Origin of the sequence: Vibrio viridaestus, assembly GCF_003856525.1 — a bacterium.
GTDB classification, from domain to species: Bacteria; Pseudomonadota; Gammaproteobacteria; order Enterobacterales; family Vibrionaceae; genus Vibrio; species Vibrio viridaestus.
Map to the genome: position 1 here is coordinate 69,677 of NZ_RJVQ01000008.1, position 18,859 is coordinate 88,535.

Sequence of the window (18,859 nt, forward strand, 5' to 3'; positions counted from 1 at the left end):
AAGCTGTTTGCAATTGTTGAACCAAGTGAAAGGGAAGTGAACACTCCACCCAACCCACAGTAGCGCTCCATAGTTTTATTCACATTTTGACTATGGCAGTGTTGTTCCTATTCGAAAACAACCCCAGCAAATTGCATTAGATATACAGTTTACTTCGGCAAAATAACCTTTCTTTACAGATCAACGGCATCACCCTACCTGTAATTACTCATTTAAATTGCACCTCTACATAAGGTGTCTGTTAACAAGTAATATGATTTCATATTAATAGAAAACACCAACACCTAAGCTAGGAGCGCGCTATTTTAATGGCAAAAATCATTTTTTCAACATTATTAACCACTAAATTTACATTAATCAGTATTAAAATCCATTTAAAATCACATAGAGTGAATAAAAATTCATTTACTACTCTTATTTAAGAGAAATCATTAAATCTATTTATAATTAGTGACAAATATTTACCAATAATTAACCTTTCTCTGGTTTTTGATATATTATTTATTTGCTCTGTATTGTAATATATGCGGTACAGATTTATTCTTATAACGTATTTATATTCTTATTAGTAGGAACTTGTGATGTCTGAACTAACTAAAACATTATTAAACATTCGTAGCCTACGTGCTTATGCGCGCGACTTAACTCTTCCACAATTAGAAGAAGCTTTAGAAAAATTAACTCTTGTTGTAGAAGAAAGAAAAGAAATTGAAGAACAAGAGCAAGCAGAACGTGCAGCTCAAGAAGAAAAACTTGCTGCAATTGCAAATCAAATAGCAAAAGACGGTATTGATGTTGACGCGTTAATCTCTGCTTTATCTGGTGAAGTAAAAACAAAAACGAAAAGCAAAAGAAAACCTCGCCCAGCGAAATATAAATATATCGATGATAACGGCGAAGAAAAAACTTGGACTGGCCAAGGCCGTACTCCTTCAGTAATCCAGAAAGCTCTGGACGAAGGAAAAAGTATTGAAGATTTTGCAATCTAAATAACGATGCTAAATGACGCATTTAAAAAAGAGGCTCTTAAGAGCCTCTTTTTTTATCTGTCCCAATAAGATTCTTCTAAGCAATCTTCACGTTCTGGCAACCCTCTAGATAAGCGAGGAGAATGTTGAGATAACACTTCAAAACTCGCTCGGTTTGCATATTTACAAACCTGAGAAAAAGAGGAATAGGTCAAACATTCATAGTCATGTTTTCTAGAGTTAGGAACGTTGACTTTATGAAAACCATTCGCGGCCATATCATGAAGAATAGCGGCTAGAGCGGCATCCCCAGCCCCATTGGTATTTTTAATCTTTTCAGGACCACCCATATAAGGAGAAATATGAGAATACACTCTCATGGGGTCATCACATTTATTTTTACGCATTGGACGGCTAAATTCATATTGGTTAAATTCAGCTATTGAACCAGGCAATAAAGGTCTATTTGTCTCTCTTTTCGCAGAGTCATCGGTATATCCAGCCATAAACAAACCAATCGGTCCGGCTGTGCACAATACCAAGTCAACCCAATCCAAAACTTTATTTGCCGCAAGTAACGGGTCTGAAATTCCCGTTAATGATTCGCCTTCTTCCTCATTCATCGCAACCACTGTCACATGATCTCGAATAAATGTTTGCCAAAAAGAAACATTGTTTTCAATTACATATTTAGTACCGAGAGTTAATACTATTGGTACTTCATATTTCTTCGCGTATTCAATTGCCTTCATTGCTGATTCTGGCATAGGATCGCCATCTTTACATCGTAATAAATAAGCGCTTAAAACTAGTGCAGAAGCATTTTTAAAAATAGATTCAGGAATACTTTCAGGGAAAAGTCGATTCATTTTCCCTTCATTAATAGCAAACGTTCGTTCCCCATTATCTGAAATTAATGCAAAACATCGACCTATTGGTCCATCAACACCTTGCAGATAATTTAAATCAACTCGACTCGAAGTATTTGATAAATATTGATATCCATAGCTACCAATCCGTATATTCTCACTCATTACACCCAATAATGTTGATCGTGAGTCAGCGAGTACGGAATAATTATGCAGAGTATTTCCAATCGTACCACCAGCAAATTGGTCAGTGATCAGATTTTGCTCAACTAATTCGCAATAAAGAGCTTCGGCTCTCTCATCATCTATAACCAAAGAGTGGCCAACACTGAGATTATATTTCTCAATTATCTCGTTGGGTACTTTTGCTTCAATATCAACGAGAACCTGATCGATGCCAATAACGTGAGTAAAGGTTAACTCATGCTCTGGAGCATTGGGCACTATGAGTGGGTCTCTCTCATTAACGGGGAAATAATGTTTAGATTTTCTCTGACCAGGAAATTTCATGCGATTTAATAAAGCTCATTTAAGATTGATATAATTTTATAATGCACCTAAGAATGGCGCAATTCACCTTTCTAGATGCAATCGATTACGTTAAAAATAAAGTGAATAATATGGTGAATATTGAGCACATGACGCTTTAGTTGTTTACATAACAGTCAACCAACTCTGGTCATTCATCACTTAGCGCATTCTAACTCTGTCCCCTTCTAACTCTTTCTGATAAAATCTGCGCCACGTTTTTAAAGTGGTAAAGATTATGACCAAAAATCCAGACGCAAATAGCCAAAAGAAAGTCATCGTTGGCATGTCAGGGGGAGTTGATTCCTCTGTATCTGCGTATCTTCTTCAGCAACAAGGCTACCAAGTAGAAGGCTTGTTTATGAAAAACTGGGAAGAGGATGATGGTGAAGAATACTGCACTGCAGCTCAAGATCTTGCGGATGCTCAAGCGGTTTGCGACAAGCTTGGTATACACCTGCATAAAATCAATTTTGCAGCAGAGTATTGGGATAACGTATTCGAATATTTCTTAGCGGAATATAAAGCTGGACGCACGCCAAATCCTGATATTCTTTGTAATAAAGAAATCAAATTCAAAGCATTTCTAGAATTTGCGGATGAAGTACTCGACGCAGATTACATCGCTATGGGCCATTACGTTAGACGTACATTCCCAGAAAATGGCGAACGCCCACAAATGCTTCGTGGGCTTGATAATAACAAGGACCAAAGCTACTTTTTATACACATTAAGTCATGAGCAAGTGGCACGAAGCCTATTCCCTGTAGGTGAACTTGAGAAACCCGAAGTTCGTCGTATTGCTGAAGAACAAAATCTGATAACAGCAAAGAAAAAGGACTCGACAGGCATTTGCTTTATTGGTGAACGCAAATTTACTGAGTTTCTATCGCGTTATCTACCAGCTCAGCCTGGTAATATTGAAACTCCTGAAGGCAGAATTATTGGTGAACACCAAGGTCTTATGTACCACACACTTGGGCAACGAAAAGGCCTTCATATCGGTGGTCAAAAAGGCGGCGGTGGTCACGAAGATCCTTGGTACGTTGCGGATAAAGACCTCAAGCGAAATGTATTGATCGCAGTGCAAGGCGCAGACCACCCCCTACTCAAGTCTGAGGGATTAATTGCGTCTCAACTACACTGGGTAGACCGTGATACTATTCAAGAACCATTTAAATGTTCTGTAAAAACTCGTTACAGACAGGCTGATATTCCTTGCACTGTGATCCCAATTGACGACAATAATATCAAGGTCATATTTGACGAACCTCAGGTTGCTGTTACACCGGGACAATCTGCAGTATTTTATAAGGATGAAGTTTGCCTTGGTGGCGGCATCATTGAAAAACGCATTTAGTTGATTAAAAGGAGCTTAAAAGTGTCTCATTCGAATTATGACCGTACAATCGCATTTGCCGGGCTCTGCCAAGCGGCCGCTCTGGTACAAAAAGTAGCGAGAGACGGTAGCTGTGATGAGAATGCTTTTGAAGCTTCTTTAAAAGCTATCCTAAACTTGAATCCCAATAGCACGATAGATATTTTTGGCGACGAATCAAATTTGAAAGTGGGCCTCGAGTACTTAACTAACAAATTAGATAGTTCTCCATCTGGTAATGAGCTAACCCGCTATATTATTAGTATCATGGCTTTGGAAAGAAAGCTGAATGCTCGCAATGATGCCATGTCTCAGTTAGGCGATCGCCTCGACACGCTAGTGAGACAATCCGAGCACTTTTCCATTTTAGAAGAACAGATGATAAGCAACTGTGCGAGTATTTATTTGGACGTAATTAGCCCTATTGGCCCACGTATTCAAATTTCAGGTACTCCATCTGTTTTACAGCAAACGTTAAACCAGCAAAAGGTCCGCGCACTCCTATTATCCGGAATTCGCTGTGCTGTATTATGGCGCCAAGTCGGTGGTAAGAGACGCCATCTGATTTTTGGACGTAAAAAAATCGTCGAACAGGCGAGAATATTACTTGCTAGAATTCATTAGAAATTCATAATGACACCCTTCTCTCTCACTTAACTCAATATTCAGGAGATAAACATGGAACTGTCAGCACTGACTGCTGTTTCACCGGTAGATGGCCGTTACGGAAGTAAAACGATTGCGTTACGCAGTATTTTTAGTGAGTATGGTCTCCTAAAGTATCGTGCTATCGTTGAAATCCGTTGGTTACAAAAGCTTTCAGCTACAGCCGGAATCCCAGAAGTTCCTTCTTTTAGTAAAGAAGCAAACGATTTCCTAGACCAACTTGCGGCTAATTTCAGTGAAAATGACGCTGAGCGCATCAAGGAAATCGAGCGTACTACTAACCATGACGTAAAAGCGGTTGAGTACTTCCTAAAAGAGAAAGTAGCCAGTGTTCCTGAGTTACACGCGGTAACTGAGTTCATCCATTTCGCATGTACTTCAGAGGATATTAACAATACATCTCACGCATTAATGCTAAAAGAAGCTCGCGAAGAAGTAATCCTCCCTGAAATTCGTAATATTATTGATGCGATTAGAAAGCTAGCTGTTGAATATCGTGACATTCCTTTACTATCTCGGACACACGGTCAACCTGCGTCACCTTCGACGATGGGTAAAGAAATGGCAAACGTAGTCTACCGTATGGAGCGTCAATACAAGCAGATTGAGAACGTTGAAATTCTAGCTAAGATCAACGGTGCTGTTGGTAACTACAACGCTCACCTGTCTGCTTATCCTGATCTTGACTGGCATAAATTCAGCGAAGAGTTTGTAACTGAGTCTTTGGGTGTTACTTGGAATCCTTACACAACTCAGATCGAGCCACACGATTATATTGCTGAACTGTTTGATGCCATCGCGCGCTTTAACACGATCTTAATCGATTTTGACCGTGACATCTGGGGCTATATCGCTTTAGGTCACTTCAAGCAGAAAACGATTGCGGGTGAAATTGGTTCTTCAACTATGCCGCACAAAGTTAACCCAATTGACTTCGAAAACTCTGAAGGTAACCTTGGGCTGGCGAATGCAATTTTTAACCACCTAGCTCAAAAGCTGCCTATTTCTCGCTGGCAGCGCGACCTAACAGACTCAACTGTACTACGTAACCTTGGCGTTGGCGCTGGCTACGCGATTATCGCATACACATCGACGCTTAAAGGAATTAGTAAACTTGAAGTGAACCGTGATGCTCTACTTGCTGAGTTAGACAAAAACTGGGAAGTACTCGCAGAGCCAATTCAAACGGTAATGCGCCGTTACGGTATCGAGAAGCCATATGAGAAGTTAAAAGAACTGACTCGTGGTAAGAGAGTTGATGGCGAAGCAATGCGTAGCTTTATTGATGGACTTGAGCTTCCTGAAGAAGAAAAAGTTCGTCTTAAACAAATGACGCCGGCAAGTTACATCGGACAAGCCATCGAGTTAACAGACAAACTGTAACTACTCTGATATGCAAGAAAATAGGGCTTAATGCCCTATTTTTTTTGGAAAAATAACGTTACTTTGCCAACAGTAACTCCAAACTTTTTGATGTACGATACATTGAAAAGATGGTTTTCATCCTGTCGGTACAACCAATCATCAAACGAAACATCAATATCACCATCGTCCAACTTTAAGTTGAAATCGTATTGCCAGCGAAAAGCATTACCTAATGTCTGTCCTTTTGCCGTGCCAATAATATCGCCCGCTGTACCAGTGTAGGTTCCGTCGCTTTGCTTCATTATCGTCCAAACACGCTTGTCTGTTTCTCCGTCATGATAAACAAACGATTCATCAAGGGTAAGTTGATTACCATTAACACGTCCTTTGATATCCACATGAAAACGCCTAGTTTGTTTTCCAGTATAATCCTGCACCATCCCCCATGCCTGAGTTTGACCATCAAAAAATGAAAATAGCTCGAAATCAGGGGTTGACTCTTTATACTCATCTAAATCAGCAGAACAACTCATTAAGAAAAGAGAAATTGGCAAGATAAGTAGTTTTAGATATTTCATTTATTCTCTCCTAAAAGTTTTTGTCTCTGCTGAGGATATTGCGTGTCATCTGATAACCAAATTGATAAGAAGGCGTTGGTGAACTCTGGAGACAAATCATTCGATACTTTATTCCACTCATTAGCACCAACAGCCTTAAAGTAAAATGATGCTGCCCCACTGCGACTGACATACGACAATGAGTCACCTTCTTCTATATCGGGATAGACCTGCGCTAAATTTTTACTCCAGTGTTTAATCTCATCATCGGGATAACCAAGCCCATGCCATTGATCTTCGGTTGCTTCAAGCAACTTAGTCGCAGTAATATCTCGCTTATATTGAATGACCAGAGCAATATTTTGCTCGGCGAAGGGTTTCTGTATGTTCACCGTTCCCTCTTCACTGAGAAGCTGGGAAACATAGATATCCCAAATAAACACCGAAAAATCTGCTTGTCCCACTTTAGACCATTGATACCAATCCGAAGTCGCACCCACGGAAGTCGAGAAAAAAAAAAACAGTGATAGTCCCACTTTCTTCACAAGCATATTAGTTCTCCGCATGGCATTTTCGGATGAGGAACATAACGGCCATCCATTCGAGAAATAGGATAACGAGAGTGAGATGCAGTGATTGAGTAAACTCAACCACACCAATCCGATACGCCGCATAATAACTAAGCATGCCACCTATTCCGCCAGCTAAAAGCAAAAGAAATTGGTTCCACGAGATAAATTTCACCATTAAGAATGAAATATAAATAGAAAAGCAGAACCAAAGCTCTATTAGCCACAGGGGTACCAACAGCCCATTTTCATCAAATAGAAATAGACCGAATTGCGTATTAGCAATGTCAAGCATGCATCCCATACAACCGATAAAAAGTGCCCGTGTTGTAATGTGCTTATGGCGAAGAAACGAAACGATGTAAACAATCACCACAATAGGAAGAACGGGCCATTCAACTTCAGAGGTTCCTAAAATTAGAACAAACCAAATAGATTGAAACAGGATCGACAGATACAGAGGCCATAACATGGATCTGTTCGCTATTTTTCAAACGTCAGCTGAACAGTACTTATCGATTTACTTAAAAATCCCCCCTCGCAATAACAGAGGTAGTAACGCCACATCCGAATAAATCGCTCATCGTATCCTTGTGCTCTCACTTTTTCGATCTGTTGTTCAAAACGCTCTCTCCAGTACTTAAGTGTTTGGGCATAATCTAGACCAATATCCTTCACGCAACGAAGGTTAAACTCACTATGGGATGATGTCGAATTTAATAGTGCATTGATTGAAGGCAGAAAACCTCCGGGGAAAATATACTTCTGAATAAAATCAACGTTACGTGAGTAGCTTTCATACCTCTGATCTGCAATAGTAATCGCCTGAATAGCCATTTTACCGCGTGGATTGAGGAGTTCGTTACACTTCTCTATGTAGCCGTTAAGATATTGCTTGCCTACAGCTTCTATCATCTCAATAGACACAAGTTTATCGTACTTACCTTTGAGTTCTCGATAATCTTGATTTAGGAGGGTAATGCGCTCTCCAAGTCCTTTGCTTTCAACTAGATTTTTTACGTAGTGGTATTGCTCTTCTGAAATGGTCGTCGTAGTAACCCGACATCCGTAATGTTCTGCCATATATACAGCCATCGCGCCCCATCCGGTACCAATTTCAATTACATGATCGCTTGGTTTTAGCTCGAGCTGTTCACATAACCGCTTTAGCTTATTTATTTGTGCTTCGCCTAACGATTCATTCTGAGCCTCAAATAATGCACTTGAATACAACATCTTTTCGTCTAAGAACAATTGATAAAAGCTATTTCCGATATCGTAATGAGCATGAATATTCTCTTTCGCTCTCACCAGCGAGTTCCGCTTCATAAAATGTCCCAAACGATAATAAAGTGAGGTTAGCCAGGATGTCTTAGCCTCAATTCGATCTAGTGTATCGGCATTGGCTGCCATCAACTGAGTTAACAGAGTCAAATCGGGGCTATCCCACAAGCCTTCTATATAGGCTTCGGCAGCTGCAATACTGCCTCCTTTCAAAATTCTGGAATACACACTTTCATCAAATATGGTTATGACTCCTTCAGCGCTTACTTCACCGCTTATTTCACCAAATTGAAATTGCGTACCATGTCCACTGTCTGCAAATTTTTCTTCAACTATTAGTCGACCATTTCTCAATGAGTCTAAAAATTTAAACACGATACCGCGAGAAATACGCGCCTCTCTCGATAGTTGAGTTACTTTAATGGCAGTTGACTTCAACATTCGTTTCTCTCCTAACTTCTATGGCTGGAACTTTTCTTACTATCGGGGTGGTCATATATTGGTGTTCCCTTTTTCCAAAGTAAGAAAGCATGCCAATAAATTCCTATAAGCATTTTCATCGACTGAACGGGTGTTTTCAGCAGTAACTTGAACAGCTCTTTGTTGTCAAAAGGTTTGGCTTTGAGGCTCAAAGTGGCATCAAATTGTTTTTCTTCGCTATGGCATTCGATATGGATCATCAGTTTTTTACTAAGTGGCTTAACCCGCCATTTATAAAGTTGGTCTATCGGGTTAAACGGAGATACATGAAAATTCTTACTGAATGAAATAACATCATCGTTGGGATCTAAAATGTAATAGTGCCTCTCATTCCATGGTGTGTTACTGACTTCCGCAACTAAACTGTTCCACTGATCGTTCTCATCGTAAACATAGTAGAAATTGACCGGACTAAAGTAGAAGCCCGCGTAGCGCAGATTAATAAGTGCCATCACCGTAGTTGATTCTTGCGATAGACTCTGACCACTTAACTCATTAACCTTATTGATTACCGCCCCTTTCAATGTTGACGCATGACAATGGAAATAATCACTTTTCTTAAACCTAGCCCAGTTCCAGGCTCTTTGGCCGAACAAAAACACTCTTTTCGATAAGGCATCGACATCATCGAGGTTAATACATGGCATGAATATCGAGTACGAAAGCTCGTGATTTTTAGGACAAAACCGTCTATGACGTATCTCTCCTATCATTAGACGACTGGAGAAATCCATTACGCAGCTCCTTGAGTTTCCTCAAGATGTTCTTGAGAGTCTTGCAACATTTCAATTTGTCTTACGATATCCAAAGCGCTCCTGACGCCATCTTCGTGAAAACCGTTATACCAATAAGCACCGCAGAACCAAGTCCGAGCCTTACCATTTATTTCATGCTTGCGAGCCTGAGCGACGATGGTGTCCGTATTGAACATAGGATGGTAATACTTAAACCGCCGGATAATGTCTTGAGGATGAATAACATTATCGCTATTGAGGCTGACGCAATAAGTTGTCGGCAGTTCCAGACGCTGCAATATATTCATATTATAGGTTAGAGTCGGTTTTCTATTTTTCTGCTTGTCGTCTTTATCGGAAATCCAATAATTCCACGCAGCCCACGCTTTACTTCTCTTTGGCAATAGTGTCGTGTCACGGTGAAGCGTTACCTGATTCTCTTGATATTTAATTTGCCCTAGCACAGAACGCTCAGCTTCAGTTGCATCACTTAACATTCCGAGTGCCTGATCACTATGACAGGCTAAAATGACGTGCTCGTATATCGCACTTCCTTTTAGGGTTTCAACCTCGACACCAAATTGGGTGCGTTTGATACCGATCACTCTTGATTTAAGGTGTATAGAATCCTTAAATCGTTCAATAAGTGGCTTTATATATTCTCTGGAACCACCTTTGATTACGTACCATTGTGGGCGATTGACGATATCGAGTAAGCCGTGGTTTGCGAAAAATCGTAGGAAGAAAAAAAGTGGAAACTCTCTCATATCGGCAACGGTCGACGACCAAATTGCGGCACCCATTGGTAAGATATAATTCTGACAAAAATACTCAGAAAAATTATGCTGCTTGAGAAAATCCCCTAATGTTTGATTAAGCGTTAGTTCTGTTGAGTGCCTGTACTGTTCTTTCGCTATTTTGTTAAATCGTACAATTTCATATAAAAAAGCATAAAAAGAAGGCCGCAGCCAATTGCTCTTTTGAGCGAATAGCGTCGCTAGTGTATGACCGTTGTATTCTAGGTCACAATCATCATTTCGCACGCTAAAACTCATTTCCGTTGGTGTGCTTTCCACCCCAAGCTCGTTTAACAAACGAATGAAGTTCGGATAGGTTTTATCGTTATACACAATAAAGCCAGTATCAATAGCCACTTTGCCGTGAGGCGTTTCTACATCAACTGTGGCTGTATGACCACCAATATAATCGTTAGACTCATACACAGTTACGTCGTGTTTTTCACTAAGATAATGAGCGGCCGTCAGCCCTGATATTCCACTACCAATAATAGCGATTTTCATTTTAATCTCCTCACGATCTGACTAAGTGTGCGACTAATCTGCGTTGAATTTCTTTAGGTAAAATCGATAAAAATCGAATTATGCCGGTAAATCTTCTCGGAAAATAAATATAGGGTTTCTTGGCTAAAATGCCCGTAAGCATCGCCTTGCTAGCCTGCTCTACTGAAATACACATCGGCATGGGAAAGTTGTTTTTCTTAGTAAGTGGAGTATCAACAAATCCCGGCATGACTAGGGACATATCGATATTTTTCGTCTTCCAATCATGCTGTAATGAGCGAAAGAGATAGTTGAGCGCCGCTTTAGAGGCTCCGTATGCCTCTGCGCGAGGAAGAGCTAACTCACTAGCAATTGAGCCAGTTAACACAACATGGTCACCAGGTCTTAAACGAGTTTGGATTGCTTGCAGGCAATTAATCGTCCCCATAAAATTAACTTCCATCACGTGTTTAAACGTGTCTACATTGATTACCCCTTCATCTATGTAAAGACAATCACCCGCGTTTAACACCCAACAATCTGGCTTCTGATCAATCGCTTCTATTGCAAATTCGACTTCTTCTGGATTCGTAATATCAAACGTCGAGGCTACGATTCGCTCGTGGCTTTGGGTGAGTTTTTCCAACTTTTCCTGACTGCGCCCACAAGCAATGACATTCCATCCCCGCTCAGCAAAATCAATAGCGAGTTGAGCACCGATACCTGAACTCGCCCCTGTTATCCAAACTGTACTCATGATGCCATCCTCCTCTTCAGCGCTTTAATCACGTTACCCACGAGTGGAATGTGCTCATAAAGCATTGCTCCAAGGTCTAAAAAGTCACGATGATATATTACGAGGCCATCTTTAAAACGTATGAGACTTGCACCCTGAACAGTGATCGGTTTTTTGTGATTGAGTTTTGGATGTGAGTAAGTCATTTCCCACATCAGATAGGCTTTGTCTTCAACAATATCGACATTGAAGATATTAAATTGGCAGCTAGATACGTTCGAATAGAGCCCACGAAAATACCCCAGCAGCGCACTGAGACCATTCAATTTATGAGCGGGGTCCTGAAACTCTATATCTGGATGGTAAATTGAAGTGACTAAATCCAGATTATCTCTATTGAGCTCAGTATAAACCTTGATGAAATGTTCGACATTCATACACATCCAAAAGTTGTACAAAATATTTACTTGTAAACATAGTACAATTAAAAAACTTATACAAATTTAATTTTGTATAAGTTTGTGTATAAAAAAAGAGCTCACCTGCGTAAGCTCTTTGTCTGAGATTAATTTCAAATGTTTTTGTAACTACATGTTTCTAAGTGCATTGATACGTTTATCAAGCGGCGGGTGGCTCATTAATAATTCGCTCAGAGTTCGCTTACCATTGATACCAAATGCCATCATCGAACCATCCAACTGCGATTCGTGACTCATTTTTAATCTTTCCAATGCTGCGATCATTTTTTGTTTGCCGACTAACTCTGCGGCACCTGCATCTGCATGATATTCACGAACCCGGCTATACCACATTGTAATGAAGCTAGCCAAAATCCCGAAGACTAACTCAAGCACCATGGAAATAGCGAAATAAGCAAGAGTACTCGAGCTTTCTCCTTCGTCAGAATCTCTTGACGAAACCATTCCCGCAACCAAACGTGATAAAAAGATCACGAAGGTGTTTAGAACCCCTTGCAACAGCGTCATAGTAACCATGTCACCGTTTGCAATGTGACTCATCTCGTGCGCTAAAACTGCTTCTGCCTCATCACGTGTCATATTGTGAAGAAGCCCAGTTGAAACCGCCACCAACGAGTCATTTTTCTTTGCTCCAGTCGCAAATGCATTGATATCTGGAGAATCGTAAATCGCGACTGTTGGCATGCCAACACCGACTTTCTGGCTTTGACGTCTTACTGTTTCAAGTAACCAATGTTCTGTTTCGTTACGAGGATTCTCGATAACCATACCGCCAACAGAACGTAGTGCCATTGATTTGGACATCATGAGCGAAATCAATGAGCCACCAAAGCCAAAGACAGCAGCTAAAACCAATAGACCTGGAATTCCACCCGGGTTAATACCTGTTACTGAAAATACGATATTTAGCACAATACCTAACACCAGCATAACGGCTAGGTTGGTTGCTAAAAATAACAACACACGTTTCATTGCTCACTCTCCACTAGAGGATACTATTCGACTGATCTTCGAGTTCATACAGAACTACGAATTTATTCTTATATCTACAATGTATAGTCGTTGATTTCAAAAACAAGGTTAAGCGATAAATTGCAACATTTGATTTCATTGATTGCTCAATATACAGACAACAAGTGGGAAGAAACCCGACAACATTAGACTTTAGTATTATTGAACAAGTTGAATAGGTCACCTATAGTCAGCATGGGACTCAAACAATTAGGCTTAAGGAAACTGTTATGGCAGATTTAGAAAATTATCAAATGGCTGTTGATATGCTGAAATGTCACTTAGGATTGACAGAAGAACAAGCAAAGGCTCAACTTGGTATTAAAGACGGTAAATTGAATTCTCTCACGTTACCTAAGAGCAGCCACATACCTGATAGCAAGAATCGCTCATAACGCTACGTTTTCTTACTACGAAAAAGGAGCCTGAGGCTCCTTTTTTGATCACAGGCTATGCTTCTAAAATCGGTTTAACATCGATATATTTGCCTAACTCACTGCGCTTCGCACTGGGGACATAAGGTATTTCTCCCAGTTTTGGTACGGCTAACTCATGCTCTAACATCGTGATGATCTCATGGTAATGTTCGGTTCCCGGATTAATTCGGTTAGCAACCCATCCAATAATGTTCAGACCATCATTCAGAATAGCTTCAGCAGTAAGCTTAGCATGATTGAGACACCCTAACTTTATTCCAACCACAAGCACGACAGGTAAGTTTTCTCTCTTTACCCAAGATGACAAGTATTCATTGTCAGAAACAGGAACACGCCAACCACCAGCACCTTCAACGAGGACGATATCGGCTTGATCCTTATTTTTTGCAAGATTATCACTCAATACATCAAAGTCGATTTCAACGCCATCATGCTTAGCAGCGATATGCGGTGACGCAGGCAAAAGTAACGTATAAGGATTAACATTAACGTAATCTGCTTCACTATTAGATGCTTTAATTAAATGTAACGCATCTGAGTTGCGTCTTCCTTCAGGAGTCTCTTCGCAGCCAGCGGCTACGGGTTTATACCCCAGCGTCTTTATTCCTTTCGCAGATAATGCTTGTAAGATGGCTTTTGATGCAACCGTCTTACCAACATCGGTATCCGTACCGGCAACAAAAAAGGCATTTATCATCGTCGTATTACCCCAATACACACAAGATAGGTCGCAGGTAAAAAACCTCCTGGACCAAGAAAATTCTGATATTGACTCTCTACCGACATCAACGCATTACGTTTTGCTAGTCCACGTCTTCGTTTATGAACATGGTTTGCACCAATACCCTTTAAATCTTTCATAAGCGAAATAGCAGATTCATACCAGACCACGATTTTCCGCAAGTCTAACTGATGGTTTTCAATCGCAGATTGCGCTAACGCAACTTTTATGGTTTTAAAACTTTTGAACGTATTGACATGTTGATGTTGGTCAACCTGAGCCCACGACCACCGTAATTCTTCTAAAGAACCATCGACTAAAGTCGTAAAGTGAACTTCACCATCCACTTTTAGAACTCGTTTGGCTTCTTTTAATGGGATTGCAATATCATCACACCACTGTAGCGCCAAACTCGAAACAACATAGTCAAATTGATTATCGCCAAGAGGAAGTGACTCTGCATCGGCGCAAATGAACTCGGCATTTTCTACATCAATCTGCTCTCTAGCTTTAGCCAGCATTTTCTCGCTCAAGTCGACACAGACCACCTGAGCGCCTCTTGCACTTAGATTCTTGGCAAGATAACCCGTACCACACCCCAAATCTAAAATCCTGTATCCATTTAGTTGATCAGGTAATCGGCTCAATACAATGTCGCAGACATTCCTTTGGAATTGAGCGTGTTTATCGTAGCTTTCCGCGGCTTTGGAGAACGCATTGGCTATGCAGGCTTTAACAAGTGTAGCATTGTGATCAGTCGCGTTCATAAGTCACCACATGCTCCAGAACACGACTTAGGGATGAGCAAAGAAGGTTTATATCATTTAAATCATGGCCTGCTGTTATTGTAATCCGAAGCCTGCCAGCCCCGTTGGGTACCGTAGGTGGACGAATTGCCGTTGTCCAGATACCTGAAGCTTGCATCGTTTTGGCTGCGCTGACTGTCAAACTACTGCTACCAATGACGACGGGTTTTATCGCTGTAATGGTAGGTAAACATTCAGACTCAAAATCACTCATATGACGATGGTATTCGAGCGATAATTCTGCCAGCTTATCACGTCGCCATTGCTGAGTTTGAATCATCTTAATGGCATGAGATAATGCATAGGCTTGCGAAGGAGGCATAGCCGTTGAGTATACGTGATGACGGGCAAACTGACTAAAATAATCAGCCATCTCCCTTGAGCAGAGAATTGCTGCACCCGATAAACCAAACGCTTTTCCAAATGTAGCGATAAGAATATCAGGTTTTATTCCGGCTCTATCAATTGAACCGCGACCATCACAGCCGAGCACTCCGATACCGTGAGCATCATCTACCGCTAATAGTCCTTTATTTTTGATAGTCTCGGTAATCTCTCTTAGTGGTGCTAAATCACCATCCATGCTAAAAACACCTTCGGTTAGAACTAGCGTAGGTTGGCTTCCACTACTCAATAAGGTAGCCAAATGTCTGGTGTCGTTATGTCGAAAGCGTTTCATTGTTGCATCGCACAGGCTACCAGCCTCGATAAGCGATGCATGGTTAAGCCTGTCTTGAATCAACAGATCATTTTTTTGCATTAGAGCGAAAATAAGTGCTTGGTTAGCACTAAAGCCCGAGTTAAACAAAACGGTGTCTTCATATCCAAGCCAGTCTGCAAGCTGAGCGCGTAAGTAACTGTGAGCTGAACAATTACCCACAACCATTGGTGATGAACCACTGCCTGCACCATAAAGGCTCAGACCTCTTTGCCAAGCACTAACAAGCTCGCTATCGTTAGCTAAGCCAAGATAGTCATTACTTGAAAAATTTCGATAGGATTTACCATCGACATGAATATCAAGCGAGTTTCCTTTCTCAGCGTCGATTATTTTCCGTTCAAGCCCACCACTTCGGCGTTTGTCCAAAGCCGATGTTATTCGCTGTTTAAACGCTTGCATCGTAGAAAAGATCGCCTTCTTTCGGTCTTGAAATCACTCGTTCTGCCACGCGTTCGAGTAGTTCGTTTTCCTGAAACTCATCGGGTTTTTGCGAAGTATGCTGATGATTGATACCTAACTTTTTAAATAAGCGCATATCAGAATCTTCGGCAGGATTTGGCGTAGTTAGTAACTTGCAGCCATAAAATATCGAATTAGCACCAGCCATAAAGCATAATGCCTGCATTTGTTCATTCATTTGTTCTCGTCCAGCCGATAAGCGAACTGCTGAATTGGGCATCAGAATGCGCGCAACCGCAATCAAACGAATGAAATCGAAAGGCTCTACATCATCAACATTTTCTAATGGTGTTCCCTTTACTTTAACCAACATGTTAATGGGAACACTCTCTGGATGCGTCGGCAAATTAGCAAGTTCAACCAATAGGCCAGCCCTATCGTCGGTATTTTCTCCCATTCCAATGATTCCGCCAGAGCAAATTTTCATCCCAGCGTCTCTAACATGAGCGAGGGTATCCAACCGGTCTTGGTAAGTTCGGGTAGTAATGATGTTTCCATAGAACTCGGGCGACGTATCAAGATTATGGTTGTAATAATCTAGACCAGCATCGGCCAGTTCGTTGGCTTGCTCGGGAGAAAGCATACCTAGCGTCATACAGGTCTCTAATCCCATCCCTTTGACTCCAGATATCATCTCCTTAAGCATAGGCATATCGCGCGCCTTTGGATTTTTCCAAGCGGCCCCCATACAAAAGCGTGTTGACCCCGCTTGTTTCGCTTTTTGGGCTGCATCAAGCACTCGCTCAACCTCCATTAACCTTTCATTTTCTACACCTGTCGAATAGCGAGCACTTTGAGGACAGTACTTACAGTCCTCAGGACAAGCGCCAGTTTTAATCGAAAGAAGCGTGCTCACCTGAACATAATTGTGAGGTTGATGATGTCGGTGTACTGACTGTGCTTCAAAAAGAAGGTCCATGAACGGCTTTTGCAGCAATTCACGGACCTCATTCACTGTCCAATTATGACGAGTTTCCACGTGTAATCCTTGTTTGTCTTATTTTGTTTATTCACACAGTCTAAGCTTGAGCCTGACTTTGTCAATAATTATAAGATATCAAGGTTTACAATTGACCAATTTACAATCAATCTATCTCGGTGAAGACCCTCTGAATAAGCCAAGAACGAGAGAAACAACAAATAGAACGACAAATATGTAAAACAGTACTTTTGCCATTCCCGCAGCGACACCTGCGATCCCTGAGAAACCCAATAGCGCTGAAACAATCGCTACGACAAGAAAAATTAACATCCATCTAAACATGATAAATCCTCTGGTTGTGTTTTCTTTAAAGGTAGCCAATATCATGCCAAATAACTAACATCATGAATTTTAAATAAAAATAATCTCAATTTATATTAACAAACTGATTTATCTGTATAATTTACATGCTTGTTTTGTAATTCTTTATCAATATACCTGCCTATTTACTATTTGAATTCCGAGTTTATTATGTAAACCTAAAGGTTAAATAAAAGTTTACATGTATAGGTATTTATCTCATGGACATCGAATTTGATAGGGAGCATATTTGGCATCCCTATACATCTACTATCCACCCTCTTCCGTGCTATCCGGCTAGCCATGCGGACAAAAACTATATTTACCTTGAATCAGGTGAACAGTTGATTGATGGCATGTCATCGTGGTGGGCAGCTTGCCATGGGTACAATCATCCTGAGTTGAATACCGCAGCTTCATCACAGTTATCTAAAATGTCCCACGTTATGTTTGGTGGCCTAACCCATCGGCCAGCGATAGAAGTGGCCAAGCATCTCATTGAACTGACGCCTGACACGCTTCAACAGGTGTTTCTTGCCGACTCTGGTTCCGTTTCGGTTGAAGTCGCGCTAAAAATGGCGCTTCAGTATTGGCACAGTCTCAACAAGAGAAAGACAAAGTTCATCTCCCTTCGTCATGGCTATCACGGTGATACCTTTGCAGCGATGTCTGTCACTGACCCAGATAATTCAATGCATCGATTATATAAAGGTTTCCTGCCACAGCATTTATTCGTTGACTCACCTCAAATCGGCTTTTGGGACACATGGGAACCCAATGATGTCGTTTCAATGGCCAATTGTATTCATCGGCATCATGAAGAAGTTGCTGCCGTTATTTTGGAGCCAATCGTACAAGGTGCTGGGGGAATGAGGATATACCATCCAGAATATTTAAAAGCGGTCAGAAAACTGTGTGATGAATATGGATTACTCTTAATCATTGATGAGATAGCAACAGGATTTGGTAGAACTGGTAAGCTCTTCGCCTGCGAACACGCTGGTATTGAGCCCGATATCATGTGCGTCGGGAAAGCGTTGACTGGCGGGTATCTGACACTCGCAGCAACACTGACTACTAAGCACGTTGCCGATACGGTTTGTAGCGGTGAAGCTGGCTGTTTTATGCATGGTCCAACGTTTATGGGGAATCCACTTGCATGTAGCATCGCTGTAGCGAATCTCAAACTACTACAGAGTTATGATTGGTCAAACGTCGTTAAATGTATTGAACAGACAATACAGAAAGGCCTAGAGCCACTAAAGGAGCACTCAAGAGTGAGTGCAGTTCGCTTTCTTGGTGCTATAGGTGTGGTTGAACTAACGCAGTCAGTAAATATGGCTAACATACAGCGATATTTTGTTGATCATGGTGTATGGATAAGACCTTTCGGTAAACTCATCTACATTATGCCGCCGTTTATTACACCAAGAGAAGATTTAGAGAAACTAATCGCGACAATCGGTTCTTGTCTAGAAATAGATGAACTCTTCGTATGAGTTGATATCCATGCCCATCAGTGTCATAGA

Annotated in this window: 21 protein-coding genes and 1 riboswitch; of the genes, 6 read left to right on the forward strand and 15 right to left on the reverse strand. The window is 41.0% G+C overall.

What is annotated here, in order from left to right:
• Positions 1–52 precede the first annotated feature (52 nt).
• Positions 53–236: riboswitch (Lysine riboswitch) on the reverse strand.
• A gap of 345 nt (positions 237–581) precedes the next feature.
• Positions 582–989, forward strand: a complete 408-nt coding sequence (locus EES38_RS16485; RefSeq protein WP_124938315.1) for an H-NS family histone-like protein — start codon at positions 582–584, stop codon at positions 987–989.
• A gap of 53 nt (positions 990–1,042) precedes the next feature.
• Here the strand turns inward: EES38_RS16485 and EES38_RS16490 are convergent, their stop codons facing one another.
• Positions 1,043–2,347, reverse strand: a complete 1,305-nt coding sequence (locus EES38_RS16490; protein ID WP_124938316.1) for an inosine/guanosine kinase — start codon at positions 2,345–2,347, stop codon at positions 1,043–1,045.
• 256 nt (positions 2,348–2,603) lie between these two features.
• Here EES38_RS16490 and mnmA point away from each other — a divergent pair, with 256 nt between their 5' ends.
• Genes mnmA through purB form a run of 3 tightly spaced genes read left to right on the forward strand, consistent with a single transcriptional unit; the run spans position 2,604 to position 5,792 of the window.
• Positions 2,604–3,725: a tRNA 2-thiouridine(34) synthase MnmA gene (gene mnmA, locus EES38_RS16495; protein WP_124938317.1), complete on the forward strand. Its 1,122-nt coding sequence runs from the start codon at positions 2,604–2,606 to the stop codon at positions 3,723–3,725.
• Between the two features lie 21 nt (positions 3,726–3,746).
• Positions 3,747–4,367 (forward strand): high frequency lysogenization protein HflD, encoded by a 621-nt coding sequence (gene hflD / locus EES38_RS16500; protein ID WP_124938318.1) that lies wholly within the window; start codon positions 3,747–3,749, stop codon positions 4,365–4,367.
• Positions 4,368–4,421: 54 nt separating this feature from the next.
• Positions 4,422–5,792, forward strand: coding sequence for an adenylosuccinate lyase (gene purB / locus EES38_RS16505; protein WP_124938319.1), 1,371 nt, complete (start codon positions 4,422–4,424; stop codon positions 5,790–5,792).
• A gap of 35 nt (positions 5,793–5,827) precedes the next feature.
• On the opposite strand, the gene EES38_RS16510 is transcribed toward purB, so the two are convergent.
• The 9 genes from EES38_RS16510 to htpX all read right to left on the reverse strand — a co-directional run bounded on the left by EES38_RS16510 (position 5,828) and on the right by htpX (position 12,865).
• Positions 5,828–6,352 (reverse strand): DUF3833 domain-containing protein, encoded by a 525-nt coding sequence (locus tag EES38_RS16510; RefSeq protein WP_124938320.1) that lies wholly within the window; start codon positions 6,350–6,352, stop codon positions 5,828–5,830.
• Positions 6,349–6,882, reverse strand: coding sequence for a hypothetical protein (locus tag EES38_RS16515; protein ID WP_124938321.1), 534 nt, complete (start codon positions 6,880–6,882; stop codon positions 6,349–6,351). The genes EES38_RS16510 and EES38_RS16515 overlap by 4 nt, the downstream gene beginning before the upstream one ends.
• Position 6,883: 1 nt before the next feature.
• The gene (locus EES38_RS16520; protein ID WP_124938322.1) at positions 6,884–7,372 is read right to left on the reverse strand and encodes a DUF2878 domain-containing protein; all 489 of its coding nucleotides are present in this window, start codon (positions 7,370–7,372) and stop codon (positions 6,884–6,886) included.
• Between the two features lie 11 nt (positions 7,373–7,383).
• Positions 7,384–8,625, reverse strand: a complete 1,242-nt coding sequence (locus tag EES38_RS16525) for an SAM-dependent methyltransferase (protein ID WP_124938323.1) — start codon at positions 8,623–8,625, stop codon at positions 7,384–7,386.
• Positions 8,626–8,636: 11 nt separating this feature from the next.
• The gene (locus EES38_RS16530) at positions 8,637–9,398 is read right to left on the reverse strand and encodes a DUF1365 domain-containing protein (protein WP_124938324.1); all 762 of its coding nucleotides are present in this window, start codon (positions 9,396–9,398) and stop codon (positions 8,637–8,639) included.
• On the reverse strand, positions 9,398–10,699 hold the full coding sequence (locus EES38_RS16535; protein WP_124938325.1) for an NAD(P)/FAD-dependent oxidoreductase: 1,302 nt from the start codon (positions 10,697–10,699) through the stop codon (positions 9,398–9,400). The genes EES38_RS16530 and EES38_RS16535 overlap by 1 nt, the downstream gene beginning before the upstream one ends.
• A gap of 10 nt (positions 10,700–10,709) precedes the next feature.
• Positions 10,710–11,438, reverse strand: a complete 729-nt coding sequence (locus EES38_RS16540) for an SDR family NAD(P)-dependent oxidoreductase (protein ID WP_208020471.1) — start codon at positions 11,436–11,438, stop codon at positions 10,710–10,712.
• Positions 11,432–11,851, reverse strand: coding sequence for a nuclear transport factor 2 family protein (locus EES38_RS16545; RefSeq protein WP_243694214.1), 420 nt, complete (start codon positions 11,849–11,851; stop codon positions 11,432–11,434). Before EES38_RS16545 ends, EES38_RS16540 begins: the two co-directional genes overlap by 7 nt.
• A gap of 150 nt (positions 11,852–12,001) precedes the next feature.
• Positions 12,002–12,865: a protease HtpX gene (gene htpX, locus EES38_RS16550; protein WP_124938327.1), complete on the reverse strand. Its 864-nt coding sequence runs from the start codon at positions 12,863–12,865 to the stop codon at positions 12,002–12,004.
• A gap of 269 nt (positions 12,866–13,134) precedes the next feature.
• On the opposite strand from htpX, the gene EES38_RS22215 reads away from it, so the two are divergent.
• Complete coding sequence (locus tag EES38_RS22215) at positions 13,135–13,299, forward strand: hypothetical protein (RefSeq protein WP_166434292.1); 165 nt, start codon at positions 13,135–13,137, stop codon at positions 13,297–13,299.
• Positions 13,300–13,354: 55 nt separating this feature from the next.
• On the opposite strand, the gene bioD is transcribed toward EES38_RS22215, so the two are convergent.
• The 5 genes from bioD to EES38_RS16575 form a co-directional block, all read right to left on the reverse strand.
• Complete coding sequence (gene bioD / locus EES38_RS16555) at positions 13,355–14,038, reverse strand: dethiobiotin synthase (RefSeq protein WP_124938328.1); 684 nt, start codon at positions 14,036–14,038, stop codon at positions 13,355–13,357.
• Positions 14,035–14,829 (reverse strand): malonyl-ACP O-methyltransferase BioC, encoded by a 795-nt coding sequence (gene bioC / locus EES38_RS16560; protein WP_124938329.1) that lies wholly within the window; start codon positions 14,827–14,829, stop codon positions 14,035–14,037. Before bioC ends, bioD begins: the two co-directional genes overlap by 4 nt.
• A complete protein-coding gene (locus EES38_RS16565; RefSeq protein ID WP_124938330.1) occupies positions 14,816–15,988 on the reverse strand; it encodes an 8-amino-7-oxononanoate synthase in 1,173 nt (390 codons plus the stop codon). Before EES38_RS16565 ends, bioC begins: the two co-directional genes overlap by 14 nt.
• Positions 15,975–17,027, reverse strand: a complete 1,053-nt coding sequence (gene bioB, locus EES38_RS16570; RefSeq protein ID WP_124938331.1) for a biotin synthase BioB — start codon at positions 17,025–17,027, stop codon at positions 15,975–15,977. The genes EES38_RS16565 and bioB overlap by 14 nt, the downstream gene beginning before the upstream one ends.
• Before the next feature lie 111 nt (positions 17,028–17,138).
• Positions 17,139–17,312 carry a DUF1328 domain-containing protein gene (locus EES38_RS16575; RefSeq protein ID WP_124938332.1) on the reverse strand — a complete coding sequence of 58 codons (174 nt, stop codon included), beginning with the start codon at positions 17,310–17,312 and terminating at the stop codon, positions 17,139–17,141.
• Between the two features lie 239 nt (positions 17,313–17,551).
• Between EES38_RS16575 and bioA the strand changes: the two genes are divergently transcribed.
• Positions 17,552–18,829, forward strand: a complete 1,278-nt coding sequence (gene bioA / locus EES38_RS16580; RefSeq protein ID WP_124938333.1) for an adenosylmethionine--8-amino-7-oxononanoate transaminase — start codon at positions 17,552–17,554, stop codon at positions 18,827–18,829.
• Positions 18,830–18,859 lie beyond the last annotated feature (30 nt).

Excerpts from the sequence above, each read along its gene's own strand:
- bioD (WP_124938328.1), bottom strand. The coding sequence starts at position 14,038 with ATGATAAATGCCTTTTTTGTTGCCGGTACGGATACCGATGTTGGTAAG.
- mnmA (WP_124938317.1), top strand. The coding sequence starts at position 2,604 with ATGACCAAAAATCCAGACGCAAATAGCCAAAAGAAAGTCATCGTTGGC.
- EES38_RS16535 (WP_124938325.1), bottom strand. The coding sequence starts at position 10,699 with ATGAAAATCGCTATTATTGGTAGTGGAATATCAGGGCTGACGGCCGCT.
- EES38_RS16490 (WP_124938316.1), bottom strand. The coding sequence starts at position 2,347 with ATGAAATTTCCTGGTCAGAGAAAATCTAAACATTATTTCCCCGTTAAT.
- bioA (WP_124938333.1), top strand. The coding sequence starts at position 17,552 with ATGGACATCGAATTTGATAGGGAGCATATTTGGCATCCCTATACATCT.
- purB (WP_124938319.1), top strand. The coding sequence starts at position 4,422 with ATGGAACTGTCAGCACTGACTGCTGTTTCACCGGTAGATGGCCGTTAC.
- EES38_RS16525 (WP_124938323.1), bottom strand. The coding sequence starts at position 8,625 with ATGTTGAAGTCAACTGCCATTAAAGTAACTCAACTATCGAGAGAGGCG.
- EES38_RS16515 (WP_124938321.1), bottom strand. The coding sequence starts at position 6,882 with ATGCTTGTGAAGAAAGTGGGACTATCACTGTTTTTTTTTTTCTCGACT.
- htpX (WP_124938327.1), bottom strand. The coding sequence starts at position 12,865 with ATGAAACGTGTGTTGTTATTTTTAGCAACCAACCTAGCCGTTATGCTG.
- EES38_RS16485 (WP_124938315.1), top strand. The coding sequence starts at position 582 with ATGTCTGAACTAACTAAAACATTATTAAACATTCGTAGCCTACGTGCT.
- bioC (WP_124938329.1), bottom strand. The coding sequence starts at position 14,829 with ATGAACGCGACTGATCACAATGCTACACTTGTTAAAGCCTGCATAGCC.
- EES38_RS16530 (WP_124938324.1), bottom strand. The coding sequence starts at position 9,398 with ATGGATTTCTCCAGTCGTCTAATGATAGGAGAGATACGTCATAGACGG.
- EES38_RS16575 (WP_124938332.1), bottom strand. The coding sequence starts at position 17,312 with ATGTTTAGATGGATGTTAATTTTTCTTGTCGTAGCGATTGTTTCAGCG.
- EES38_RS16520 (WP_124938322.1), bottom strand. The coding sequence starts at position 7,372 with ATGTTATGGCCTCTGTATCTGTCGATCCTGTTTCAATCTATTTGGTTT.
- EES38_RS16565 (WP_124938330.1), bottom strand. The coding sequence starts at position 15,988 with ATGCAAGCGTTTAAACAGCGAATAACATCGGCTTTGGACAAACGCCGA.
- EES38_RS16510 (WP_124938320.1), bottom strand. The coding sequence starts at position 6,352 with ATGAAATATCTAAAACTACTTATCTTGCCAATTTCTCTTTTCTTAATG.
- EES38_RS22215 (WP_166434292.1), top strand. The coding sequence starts at position 13,135 with ATGGCAGATTTAGAAAATTATCAAATGGCTGTTGATATGCTGAAATGT.
- EES38_RS16545 (WP_243694214.1), bottom strand. The coding sequence starts at position 11,851 with ATGAATGTCGAACATTTCATCAAGGTTTATACTGAGCTCAATAGAGAT.